We start from the raw sequence: 11500 nt of genomic DNA, 5'->3' as shown, positions 1-11500 counted from the left end.
CGTGCCGCGCGCAACGCCCCGGCCCCACGTGCCGAGGGAGGAGGCTCCGGAAGGTGAGGACCCGCACGAGCCTCGGGCTCCTCCGCTGCCGAGATCTCCCCCCGTGAGCCCCCTCTGAACCGCTTCAGGCCAGCGATGCGTGCGCGCGGGTCGCGGCTTCCCTAGGCTCGGAGGATGACTGACGCACAACGCACCCCCACGCCGATCGACACGATCGCGGACGCGTGGGTCGACACACTGGCCGAGCGAGAGCCGACGCTCGCGACCTACATCGGGCGTTTCGAGCACAACGGACGCTTCGGCGACTACAGCCTCGAGGGTGCCGAGGCCCTCATCGCCGACGCCCGCGCGGCCAGGACGGCTCTCGACGGTGCCGACACGGTCGACGCGATCGACACCGTCACCAAGATGGACCTGGTCCGGGAGCTCGACCTGATGATCGAGCAGCACGAGGCGAAGACGCATCTGCGCGACCTGAACGTCATCGCGTCTCCCGCGCAGGACATCCGCTCGACCTTCGACCTCATGCCGACGGCGACCGCCGACGACTGGTCGACCATCTCGGCGCGACTGAAGGACCTGCCCCGTGCCATCGACGGCTATATGTCGACCCTCCGTCGAGGCATCAGCGAGGGCGTCGTTCCCGCCCGCCGCCAGGTGACGGAGGTCGTCACGCAGATCGCCCGCTACACCTCGGACACGGGGTTCTTCGCCGAGTTCGTGAGCGAGGCTGCTCCCGACGAGGGTCAGCTGCCGGCATCCCTCGCTCGTGACCTCTCCACCAACGCCAACGCCGCGCGGGTCGCGTACGACTCGCTCGCGTCGTTCCTGTCGTCGGAGCTCGCTCCCGCTGCCGGTGAGTCCGACGCGGTCGGCCGCGAGCTGTACGCGTTGCACTCGCGCCACTTCCTCGGTGCCGAGATCGACCTCGACGAGACGTACGAGTGGGGCGTCGAAGAACTCGCGCGCATGGTCGCCGAACAGGAGGCCATCGCGAACGAGATCCTTCCGGGCGCGAGCGTCGAGGAAGCGGTCGCGTTCCTCGAGAAGGACGAGTCGCGCAAGCTCCGCGGGACGAAGGCCCTGCAGGAGTGGATGCAGCGCACGAGCGACAGGGCCGTCGAAGAACTCGGCCGCACGCACTTCGACATCGCCGCCCCCATCCGAAATCTCGAGTGCATGATCGCTCCCACGAACGAGGGCGGTATCTACTACACCGGTCCGACCGACGACTTCTCGCGGCCGGGGCGCATGTGGTGGTCGGTGCCCGAGGGTGTCGACACGTTCGACACCTGGCGTGAACTGACGACGGTGTACCACGAGGGCGTTCCGGGCCACCACCTGCAGATCGCACAGGCCGTGTACAACCGCGCCCAGCTCAACTCGTGGCGGCGTCTGCTCGCGGGCACGAGCGGCCACGCCGAGGGCTGGGCGCTGTACGCCGAGCGCCTCATGGAGCAGCTGGGCTACCTCGACGACCCCGCCGACCGCCTCGGCATGCTCGACGGTCAGCGCATGCGCGCCGCCCGCGTGGTGCTCGATATCGGCGTGCACCTGCAGAAGCCGCGCCTGGACGGCACCGGCGTGTGGGACCACGACTACGCGCTGGCGTTCATGCTGAAGAACGTCAACATGAGCGAGGAGTTCGTGCGCTTCGAGGTGAACCGCTACCTCGGTTGGCCCGGACAGGCGCCGTCGTACAAGGTCGGTCAGCGCATCTGGGAGCAGGTGCGCGACGAAGAGCAGGAGCGCCGCGGTGCCGACTTCTCGATGAAGCAGTTCCACACGCGTGCGCTCGACATCGGCGGCGTGGGTCTCGACACCCTGCGCGCAGCCCTGGCATCCGCCTGATCTCCCCGAGGGGCGTCCGCAGAACGGGCGCCCCTCGGCGATGCGGGGAATACTCCGCCGTCGCGTAAAGTTCATTCATCCGAATGCAAGGAGATCCCATGGACGCCCGTCCCCTCGAACTCGGCCTCGACACCTTCGGAGACATCTCGCGCGCGCCCGACGGGTCGCTGCTGTCCGATGCGCAGACCATCCGCAACGTCGTCGACCAGGCGGTCCTCGCCGACGAGGTCGGCCTGTCGTTCTTCGGGGTGGGCGAGCATCATCGCAAGGACTTCGCCGTCACCAGCCCCGAGATCGTCCTGGCCGCCGCCGCCGCGCGCACGAAGGACATCCACCTCGGAACCGCGGTGACCGTCCTCTCGAGCGACGACCCGGTGCGGGTGTACGAGCGTTTCGCGACGCTGGATGCCATCTCGAACGGACGTGCCGAGGTCATCCTCGGCCGCGGCTCCTTCATCGAGTCGTTTCCCCTCTTCGGCTACGACCTCGCCGACTACGAGCAGCTGTTCGAGGAGAAGCTCGAGCTGTTCTCGCACCTACTGACCGAGAAGCCCGTCACCTGGTCGGGCCGCACGCGCGCCGCGCTGCAGGATGCCGATGTCTATCCGAAGACCGAGAAGGGCCTGACCGCCTGGGTCGGCGTCGGCGGCTCTCCCGAGTCGGTCGTCCGGACGGCTCGCTACGGCTACGGTCTCGTGCTCGCGATCATCGGCGGCTCGGCGGCCCGATTCCGCCCCTACGCCGACCTGTACCGACGTTCGCTGGCCGAGCTCGGCAAGCCGCAGATGCCGATCTCGGTGCACTCTCCCGGCCACGTCGCCGAGACCGACGAGCAGGCGTGGGACGAGGCTTTCGAAGGCGTCGCCGAACTCAACAACACCATCGGCCGCGAGCGGGGCTGGCCCGAGTACAACCGCATGCGCTTCCAGCACGACGTCGGACCCGAGGGGTCGATGTACGTCGGCTCGCCCGAGACGGTGGCCCGCAAGATCGCCGCGACCGTGCGAGCGCTGGGCAACTCGCGTTTCCAGATGAAGATCGCGAGCGGGTCGATCTCGCACGACCGACTCCTGTCGAGCATCGAGCTGTACGGCACGAAGGTGCGTCCCCTCGTCGAGGAGATGCTCGCCGACACCCCGGCGTCAGTCGACGCTCCCGGCATCCGGTGACCACGACGACCGACACCATCCGGGTGTCCGAACGCCTCGACGCGCTGCCGTTCACCCGTCGTCACGGCCGGATCCTGGGCGGGTCGGGTCTGGGCTGGGCCCTGGATGCCATGGACGTGGGGCTCATCTCGTTCGTCATCGCGGCCCTCAGCGTGCAGTGGCAACTGGCGCCGACGCAGGCGTCGTGGATCGCGTCGGCGGGCTTCGCCGGCATGGCGATCGGGGCGAGCGTCGGCGGACTGTTGGCCGACCGGTTCGGTCGGCGTCACGTCTTCGCCCTGACTCTGCTGGTGTACGGCGTGGCCACCGGTGCGAGTGCGCTGGTGGGCGGTCTGGCAGCGCTGCTCGTGCTCCGCTTCGTCGTCGGTCTCGGCCTCGGGGCCGAGCTGCCGGTGGCCTCGACCTACGTCAGCGAGTTCGCGCCCGCCCGTATGCGGGGTCGGCTCATCGTCTTCCTCGAGGCGTTCTGGGCCGTCGGGTGGACCGCGGCCGCCCTCATCGGCTATCTCGTCGTGCCGTCGTCCGCCGATGGCTGGCGCTGGGCATTCGCACTGGGTGCGATCCCCGCGGTGTACGCGCTCATCGTGCGGTGGGGCCTGCCCGAATCGCCGCGCTGGCTGGCTTCGCGCGGACGCAATGCCGAGGCGATCGTCATCGTGCGGGATCTCGAGGCCGCGGCCGGTCGGATCGCCCTCGAGGCGTCGACCGAGGGAGTCCCGGCATCCGCTCCCGCCCCCCGTCCCCGCGTGAGGGCCCTCTGGTCCCCGGCGCTGCGGGCGCGCACGGCGGCGCTGTGGGTGCTGTGGTTCTGCGTGAACTTCTCGTATTACGGGGCGTTCATCTGGATCCCGACCATCCTCGTCGCCCAGGGGTACGACCTCGTGCGTTCGTTCGGCTTCACCCTCGTCATCACGCTGGCGCAGCTGCCCGGCTATGCCGTCGCCGCCTGGCTCATCGAAGTCTGGGGGCGGCGCGCGACGCTCGCGGCCTTCCTCGCCGGTTCCGCGGTCGCCGCGGTCCTTTTCGGCACGGCGACCGGCGAGATCGCGGTCATCGCCGCGGGCATGGCGCTGTCGTTCTTCAACCTCGGCGCGTGGGGAGCTCTGTACGCCGCGACGCCCGAGACGTACCCCACGCCGCTTCGGGCGACCGGGTCCGGCTGGGCCGCGGGGATCGGGCGGATCGCGTCGATCGTCGCCCCTCTCGCCGTGCCGCCTCTGCTCGGCGTCGGGGGAGCGCCGCTGCTGTTCGTCGTGTTCGCCGCGTTCTTCGCCGTGGCCGTGGTCGCGGCGCTTTTCCTGCGCGAGCAGCGCGGTCGGGCGCTGGCGTAACGCCTCCCGTGGCGCCTCAGGCGTCTGCGCCGGGATCCGTCGTTCAGGGCGGGAGAGTTTCGCCCCGAACGAGGGAATGCGTCCTGCACCCCGCGATGTCGGTGCCCTCGCACCACCTTTGACAGCAGCGCGCGGGCCGCCCCGCGCCGCGAGCCGAACCCGGGACTCACCGCGACCGGCTCCCACCGCGTCCGGCGTAGGCTCGAGCCATGGCATCCGTCCGCTACGTCGCGATCGGCGACTCGTTCACCGAAGGCGTCGGCGACGAATTGCCCGACGGAACCGTCCGGGGGTGGGCCGACCTGGCCGCGCAGGGATGGGCGGATGCCGCGGGCGAGCCGATCGAGTACGCGAACCTCGCGATCCGCGGCAAGCTGATCGAGCCGATCGTCGCGCAGCAGCTCGAGCCGGCGCTGGCCTTGAAGCCGACGCACCTGTCGTTCAACGGCGGCGGCAACGACATGCTGCGCCCGCGGACCGGCATCGACCGGATCGTCGACCTCTTCGACCACGTCGTGCGCCGCTGCGATGAAGAGGGCGTGCAGCTCATCGTGCTCTCGGGCGCGAACCCCACCGCGGGGCTTCCGCTCGGCAAGGTCATCGAAGCCCGCGGGGATCGCCTCTCGCGCGCCGTCGAGAAGCGTCTCGAGGCCCGACCTGACGTGATCACGGCCTACAACTGGTTCGACCGCGACCTGGCCGGCGGCGAGTTCTGGTCGGTCGACCGTCTTCACATGAACGCCCGCGGCCACCACCGGGTCGCGGCCCGCGTGATCGAGTCGGTCGGCCTCACCCCGCCCGCGGAGTGGTGGCACCTGCAAGAGATTCCCGAGACGCAGCGGCTGAAGGGCTCGGCGTACTACCGCGAGCACGTGGCCCCGTGGGTGCGCCGCCGCCTCACCGGCACCTCCTCCGGCGACGGCCGCCAGGCGAAGTTCGGCGGCGGGTGGGTGCAGCTCATGCCGCGCGGCTGAGTCACGTCGTGCCGAGAACGCTGGGTCTTGGCATCCGCTCATTCCCCTCACCTGCCGAGGGGCAACACCCCGTCGATGCTCGCCGTGAGGCGCACGACGCCGTTGTCACGACGATCTGAGGCACCCGTCGTTTCGTCACCTCCACGCGATCACCCTGGCATCGTCCTCCGGACAACCCCCGCACACCGCACACATGGGATCCGAGGCGCATGATGAAACCATGACTCTCGCACTCGTCACCGGCACCACCAGCGGCATCGGCCTGCACACCGCCATCCAGCTCGCGCAGCAGGGGGTGGCGGTCATCGCGACGGTCCGCGACACCGGGCGTGCGGACGCCCTGCGTTCCGCGGCATCCGAAGCGGGCGTCGAACTCGACATCCGGGCGTTGGATGTGACGGATGCCGTGGCCTCACGCGCCCTGATCGATGCCGCCGGACCCGTGGACATCCTCGTGAACAACGCCGGACGCGGCGCCGTCGGCACACTCGAGCAGGTGAGCGACGACCAGCTGCAGGAGCAGCTCGAGACGAATTACCTCTCCGTCGCGCGTCTCACCCGTCTGGTCCTTCCCGGGATGCGCGAGCGGGGGAGCGGCCGCATCGTCACCGTGACGAGCGTCGGGGGAGCGGTCGGACAGCCGTTCTCGGACGCGTACTGCGCCGCGAAGTTCGCCGTCGAGGGGCTCATGCAGTCGCTCGCCCCCGTCGTCGCGCCGTTCGGTGTCGACGTATCGATCGTCGAACCGGCTGCCGTCGCCTCGTCCTTCGTCGACTCGGTGCACCGCGCGGCCCCCGGCCCGTACGCGGAGTTGCAGCAGGCGTACCTCGATCGCGCGGCCACGTCATTCGCGTCGGCGCAGTCGGCGGCAGATGCCGCGAAGACCGTCGTCGAGGCGGCCACCACGTCGGCGCCGCGCTTCCGCTGGCAGACCTCGGACGCTGCGACCCAGTTCGCAGGTCTCTCGCTGGGCGACCTGGACGGTTCGCGCGTGCTGGGCGTGACGGCAGGGTGGGTGCGGAGCGACTGAGCGACACCCGCGCCCTGAGCGTGGACGGTATGACGCGCGTCTGGCTGGATTCGACGGAGTGGAACTGTTGCGGTGACCCGTTCACCCTGAATGACGAAGTGGACTTCGTGGTTCATAGACGGACGCCTTCCGACGAGTTCGTCCGAGACCTCGGCGCCGAGCTTGCCGCGACGGTCGGCGCCTTCGAGCGGCGGCATCCCCAGGCCACCACGAACGATCGCGTCCAAGGCCGCGCCACGCGCATCCAGATCGTCCTGCAAGACACCGTGACCCGTTCGAGTCCCCGTCATCCCGGGTACGGTGCACCGCGAGATGACGCGAATCCCGTGGACGTGGGCCTCCCGCCGTCCTCACTCGGCGACCGCGGAGGCGCGGTCTTCCTCGGGTTGCGCCCATCACGATGGATGCGTGTGTCCAAGCCCGTGCCGCACGCGGTCGAGCTGATTCCCACCGATGCGGTTCCGGGCGAGCGGCACGAGTCGCATGGTCCGGTCTCCGTTGACGGCCCCGACGGGCCCGAGCCCGGTGAACAGCGGGTGCGCGTGCGCAGAGGGTGGCTCGTCGACGTCGACCAGACGAAACGCTAGGACGTCGCGCCAGCGGGTTCCCACCCGCACACGGCATCCGTCAACTCCTCCACCGTCGACCGGCTATCGAGATGGAGCACCGGCTTGCCGATCGCCGCGAGCCATGTGTCGTGCTCGACACGGTTACGGCCGTCGAAGGTGGGGTCGTCGTATCCCTCCGCCCACGTCTTGAAGACGCGCCACGCGTCGTCGTCGTGAGGTCGGCCTGCGCGACGGACGATCTCGCGCTCTTCCAGCCGGCGCAGGCGTTCCGCCGGGTCCAACGTGACGAAGACGATCGCGTCGCACTCGACGACGACCGACTCACCCCACCCGAGCATCGACCCTGACAACACCCACGCGGGACGGGACACGAACATCTCGCGCATCAACGCGACCCTCTGCGCCTCGTCCCTTTTGCGCAGGAACGGGGGAGTGGTCGGTATCCAGAAGTAGTCGTCCGCGTCGGCATGCGGCACCGCCCATCGTGCGGCCAGCGCGTGACCGAGGGTTGTCGTTCCGCTACCGCTCGCACCCAGGATGTGCACGCGTGAAGGACGCATCTCGTCGATCTCCGTCAGGGCCGGGGGCTGTCGACGTGGCCGCCTTCGGCACGCAAAAGATGGCCGGTATTCGCGGGGACCGGAAGGCTGCGGGGGGCTTTGTGCGGGGCGGCAATCACTCATCGAATTTTAATGAACACGCCGTGCGGATGGCGAAGAGCCTGCCGTAGTGTTATCGACCGATAACACCACTTCCTGCTCTGAGGACTGCGATGACGCTCGACCTGACCCCCTTCCGCCATCACCCGATCGGCCGAGCGACGGCGGGCCTCGTCACCTGTGTGATCGCAACGTCCCTCCTCGCCGGGTGCGCGACCGCCGTGGACGACACGGGGGACAGCCTCGCCCCGGATCACGCCGCGTCGACCGATGACACGGGCACCTCCGACGACGCAGCGACGGACTCAACCAGACCCTTCCCGCACATCACGAGCTGCGAGCAGGTGACCGGCGTGATCCCGTCCTTCGTGAGCGGGATGACGCTCGTCGGCGAAAGCATCGCCGATGATGGAGTCCTCTGCCAGTGGTCGGCACCTGACGACGGACCCTTCGCTAGCGTGACCGTGAGCGCCGCCGACGACATCCCGACCCGCGATGCGCTGGCGATGCAGGGCAAGATGCTCCACCTCACCGCGACCCCCATCGACGACCCCCGCCTCGACGGCGTCGGTGGTCTCGGCATCCGGTGGACCACGGACGGCGCCGCCGGCAGCCCGGGATACTCGAACGTGTACGTCCCCGGTGTGTCGATCGAGCTGCACGATGGTCGACACGATGATTCGGGCAGCGAGTCCTACGCGCCGGCCGACGACATCACGGTGACCGTCGCGCTGGCCGTTCTCGGCCTCTGACACCGTTCGCCCACATCCAGCATCGAGCACAGCAACGCCGCAGGGCGTCTCAGCCGGCTTCGCTCACCTGCCGAAGCCCGTGGGCGCTTGCCTCCGGTGCAGCTTGCCCTATAGGACGAGACCGCTGTAGTCAGAACGCCAGGGTCCGTACTGATAATCGACGGAGTAGCTCAGCTGCCCATCCCAGACACAGGAGCCGTCCGAGGCTTTCCGTGTCATGTACGGACAGATCACGGGCGACCAGACGACCCCTGCATCCGACTGCTTGCCCGAACTGGAGATGGTCCAGAAGTACAGTCCGCTGGTGGATTGATCCGTCGTTCGAGCAACGCGTTCCGCACCACCGACGGAGAGTTCCGTGATGAAATGGCCATCGAGCACCAGGTTGTAGCGGAGTACGCCGTTGTCGTCGTCGATGTCGTACTGGAGCATGGCGCCGTTCGAAAGGCCGATGAGCACGCTCGGAATGAAGTAGGAGGGGTTCGCGGTAGGCATATCGGGGCCCGTAGCCACCTGCGCGGCCTGCACGCCACTCGGAAGGCGAGGCGTAGAAATGGCCGTCGGATCCAACTGTGACGATGCGCCGACCTTTATCGAACCCCACATCCAGATGGCCCCATTCGAATCCAGGACGACGGAGTAGGTGCCGCCGGACGAGACCTGCTCGACGCGGCCCGCGGCCGATGGCATGGCAACTCGGTAGGGCGTAAGACGTTGTTGATACCTGTGGTCGCCCACCTGACCGTCGCTCCCGTCACCCCACGACCACACACTGCCGTCCGTTCCCTCCGCGATGACATGTGCGCCCATCGATGACAGGTAGCGGACGCGGAGGTCCGGGATGACATGCGGCCTCGTTGTGTTGTTGGTACTGCCGTCGCCGAGCTGCCCACGGTCGTTCATACCCCAATCCCAAACCGCACCGTTCTGATCGATGACGAACATCGTCTGGGAGTCGCCCAAGATTTGGCCGAGGGACGTGATCCGGACGCCGTTCGGGAACTCCACGAGCTGGGGGAGCACCTGGTTGTCGGTGTTGCCGATACCGAGATTGCCGACGTTGTATCCCCACGTCCAGACCGTTCCATCGTCCAGCAGGGCAGCGGACCACATGTTGCCGGTTGCTATCTGTATGGCAGTGCGCCCCGTCGGGAGGACCGTCTTCTGGGGGGTGTCGGTCGACGTCGTCGTTCCGTCACCGAAAGCGCCCTTGCCGTTGTATCCCCACGCCCAGATGTACCCGTTCTCATCGATCGCCAGCGTGTGTTTCTGCCCCGCCGAAACTTGCGAATAGCGCAAGTTGCGCCCTCGCGGATTCGGATCGGTGAAAGAGGTGTCAGACCCCGTGTAGAGATCTTTTGCGGGGTAGGAGCCCACATGACGGGTGACGCGGTAGGTGATGCCCGACGTGACGTTGTTCGCCGTCGCCCAGGCTTGCGACGTCGCGCTGTCCCAAGAGAGCGTGTTCCCAGAGGACGAGCTCCAGGTGTTGCGGAAATTCCGGGGCGCGTCGAGCGTTGCCGACGTCAGGGAATTGCCCGGCACCGACTTCGCGTCAGTGAACCAGGCGCCCGTGGCGGAGGTGGGGGAGATGACACCAGCCACGGCCACGACGATCAGCGTCGTCGCGAGAAGCTTCCGGGCCGTGAACAGTCCGAATCGCCGATGGGTGGGCGGTCGCATTTCAACTCCTTCAGTCGTCCGCTGAGCGGTTGCGCAGCTTCTCCGCCGCTGGGCCGTCGCCTCGTCGTGCAGTGGGTCGACACATTCGCGGCCCGCCCTTCCTCACAGATCGGGCCAGAACGGGACAAAATGGACTATATCGGAAGAAGCGTATCGTTCGCGCCACAGTCCGTCGCAGCGCCTGCAGCCGCAGCGACGGGAGCACTCGAGGCGGGCGCGCGACGTTAGACTGACATAATGTACATTATCGGCTTTAATGCGCGCGAACCCATCAGAAGCCTGGCGCGCAGGTTCGAGGGCCTGAGACACGCCCACCAGGATCAGCAGGCGGCGACGTTCCCGATGCTGGCGATGGCCGCAACAGCCGACATGATCACGGCCCATGCAGTCAGCCTGCGCATCGCCTTGCGGGGCGCGCTGATCGTCGCTGCGGCCAAGACATTCGCGCCGGCTAGTGCAAACGAAGGAGCCAGTGTGATGATGGCGCCGGTAATCAGTTCATACCAACGCGATGAACCTCCGCTGAGACCGAACATTAGAGCTGCCGCGATGACCATTGCGTAGAGCCAGAAAGCAACCGCCGAGCAGGCGATAGCAAACCCTGCCATCCACGGCGATCCTCGGAACCGAGTGAGTGAAGCTGGTACAGCGCCGGCGCAGGTCGCAGCCACGAACACCCCGCCGCATACAGCGAGCAGTGTGAGCGGACTGACGACGCTGCAGGACGTCGTGTACTGCCACAGCACGACACCTGCAATCCACAACGCGAAGGCTGCGCCGACGGACCACGCGATACCGGCGAGGTTGACCGTCAGCGTCAGAACCATGCGGCGGCGAGATGCGCCTGTTCTGGCCATCAGTGTCGTCCTTCGAGCTGAGTGCGAGGGCTTCGTCGGCGGCATCACTGCCGTGTCCATGACACGGAAGCGGGGTGACCGAGATCACACGGCGCGCACCTCTGGCTCACCGTTATCCGTCCGTAACAACAGCACGTGCGGCGCGTACGCCGACGACGGCGCCCCACAACACCAACACGACATCGAGAAGAGCGCTCACGAGCACCGCAGCGACGAACACCCCGGACGGGACGGGTAACAGCACGACGAGGGCCGCCGCGATGCTCAGTGCTCCGGCAACCACGGTGGGCGTCTTGGCGCGCTGGTGAGCGGCGAGCCAGGCTTCATCGGAGGCCATCGTGCTCGCTGTGCGTATGCCTGCCACCGAATTGCGCGTCAACCGACCGGAGGCCGCTGCCCATCCCTGCCAGATCAACAGCACTCCCCCCGCGGCCATGACCACGGCGACAATCATCTGCCCCAGAAATTCCCCGCCCACCGTTCGAGCCTAACCGCCGCCGGGGGGGGGGGGGGGGGGGGGGGGGGGAACCCAAAAAAACCCCCCCCCCCGAACCCCCCCGCCGGGACCCCCTTCCCCGCGCCCCCCCCCGCGCCCCCCGCGCCGGCCGGGCGGCCCCCCCCGCGG

At 68.1% G+C, this 11500-nt stretch carries 11 protein-coding genes; 7 read left to right on the top strand and 4 right to left on the bottom strand.

Going from position 1 to position 11500, the window contains the following annotated elements; translation table 11 throughout:
* The first annotated feature begins 174 nt into the window (after nt 1-174).
* The 6 genes from DEU35_RS12795 (at nt 175) to DEU35_RS12770 (ending at nt 6942) form a co-directional block, all read left to right on the top strand.
* Nucleotides 175-1851: a DUF885 domain-containing protein gene (locus tag DEU35_RS12795; RefSeq protein WP_116239744.1), complete on the top strand. Its 1677-nt coding sequence runs from the start codon at nt 175-177 to the stop codon at nt 1849-1851.
* Nucleotides 1852-1949: 98 nt separating this feature from the next.
* The gene (locus tag DEU35_RS12790) at nt 1950-3020 is read left to right on the top strand and encodes an LLM class flavin-dependent oxidoreductase (protein ID WP_103209618.1); all 1071 of its coding nucleotides are present in this window, start codon (nt 1950-1952) and stop codon (nt 3018-3020) included.
* Nucleotides 3017-4351 carry an MFS transporter gene (locus DEU35_RS12785; protein WP_116239743.1) on the top strand — a complete coding sequence of 445 codons (1335 nt, stop codon included), beginning with the start codon at nt 3017-3019 and terminating at the stop codon, nt 4349-4351. The genes DEU35_RS12790 and DEU35_RS12785 overlap by 4 nt, the downstream gene beginning before the upstream one ends.
* 209 nt (nt 4352-4560) lie before the next feature.
* A complete protein-coding gene (locus DEU35_RS12780; RefSeq protein ID WP_116239742.1) occupies nt 4561-5325 on the top strand; it encodes an SGNH/GDSL hydrolase family protein in 765 nt (254 codons plus the stop codon).
* Nucleotides 5326-5545: 220 nt separating this feature from the next.
* A complete protein-coding gene (locus DEU35_RS12775) occupies nt 5546-6355 on the top strand; it encodes an SDR family NAD(P)-dependent oxidoreductase (protein ID WP_116239741.1) in 810 nt (269 codons plus the stop codon).
* Nucleotides 6356-6384: 29 nt separating this feature from the next.
* Nucleotides 6385-6942 (top strand): DUF6578 domain-containing protein, encoded by a 558-nt coding sequence (locus DEU35_RS12770; protein WP_147301875.1) that lies wholly within the window; start codon nt 6385-6387, stop codon nt 6940-6942.
* Here DEU35_RS12770 and DEU35_RS12765 read toward each other — a convergent pair.
* Nucleotides 6939-7400 carry a hypothetical protein gene (locus tag DEU35_RS12765; protein ID WP_258873561.1) on the bottom strand — a complete coding sequence of 154 codons (462 nt, stop codon included), beginning with the start codon at nt 7398-7400 and terminating at the stop codon, nt 6939-6941. The genes DEU35_RS12770 and DEU35_RS12765 overlap by 4 nt on opposite strands.
* 296 nt (nt 7401-7696) lie before the next feature.
* Here DEU35_RS12765 and DEU35_RS12760 point away from each other — a divergent pair, with 296 nt between their 5' ends.
* Nucleotides 7697-8335 (top strand): hypothetical protein, encoded by a 639-nt coding sequence (locus DEU35_RS12760; RefSeq protein ID WP_116239738.1) that lies wholly within the window; start codon nt 7697-7699, stop codon nt 8333-8335.
* Between the two features lie 108 nt (nt 8336-8443).
* On the opposite strand, the gene DEU35_RS12755 is transcribed toward DEU35_RS12760, so the two are convergent.
* The 3 genes from DEU35_RS12755 to DEU35_RS12745 all read right to left on the bottom strand — a co-directional run bounded on the left by DEU35_RS12755 (nt 8444) and on the right by DEU35_RS12745 (nt 11353).
* Entirely contained in the window at nt 8444-10018 is a 1575-nt protein-coding gene (locus tag DEU35_RS12755) for a hypothetical protein (protein WP_116239737.1), read from the bottom strand.
* A gap of 320 nt (nt 10019-10338) precedes the next feature.
* The gene (locus tag DEU35_RS16875) at nt 10339-10875 is read right to left on the bottom strand and encodes a hypothetical protein (RefSeq protein WP_147301874.1); all 537 of its coding nucleotides are present in this window, start codon (nt 10873-10875) and stop codon (nt 10339-10341) included.
* A gap of 112 nt (nt 10876-10987) precedes the next feature.
* Nucleotides 10988-11353, bottom strand: coding sequence for an SdpI family protein (locus tag DEU35_RS12745; RefSeq protein WP_116239735.1), 366 nt, complete (start codon nt 11351-11353; stop codon nt 10988-10990).
* Nucleotides 11354-11500 lie beyond the last annotated feature (147 nt).

The organism is Microbacterium sp. AG157 (genome assembly GCF_003385695.1).
GTDB classification, from domain to species: domain Bacteria; phylum Actinomycetota; class Actinomycetes; order Actinomycetales; family Microbacteriaceae; genus Microbacterium; species Microbacterium testaceum.
Note: the sequence above shows the minus strand (reverse complement) of the source record. Positions and strands in the feature narration are given on the sequence as shown.

Coding starts and splice junctions, on each gene's coding strand:
- DEU35_RS12795 (WP_116239744.1), top strand. CDS start 175: ATGACTGACGCACAACGCACCCCCACGCCGATCGACACGATCGCGGAC.
- DEU35_RS12760 (WP_116239738.1), top strand. CDS start 7,697: ATGACGCTCGACCTGACCCCCTTCCGCCATCACCCGATCGGCCGAGCG.
- DEU35_RS12775 (WP_116239741.1), top strand. CDS start 5,546: ATGACTCTCGCACTCGTCACCGGCACCACCAGCGGCATCGGCCTGCAC.
- DEU35_RS12770 (WP_147301875.1), top strand. CDS start 6,385: ATGACGCGCGTCTGGCTGGATTCGACGGAGTGGAACTGTTGCGGTGAC.
- DEU35_RS12780 (WP_116239742.1), top strand. CDS start 4,561: ATGGCATCCGTCCGCTACGTCGCGATCGGCGACTCGTTCACCGAAGGC.
- DEU35_RS12755 (WP_116239737.1), bottom strand. CDS start 10,018: ATGCGACCGCCCACCCATCGGCGATTCGGACTGTTCACGGCCCGGAAG.
- DEU35_RS16875 (WP_147301874.1), bottom strand. CDS start 10,875: ATGGCCAGAACAGGCGCATCTCGCCGCCGCATGGTTCTGACGCTGACG.
- DEU35_RS12790 (WP_103209618.1), top strand. CDS start 1,950: ATGGACGCCCGTCCCCTCGAACTCGGCCTCGACACCTTCGGAGACATC.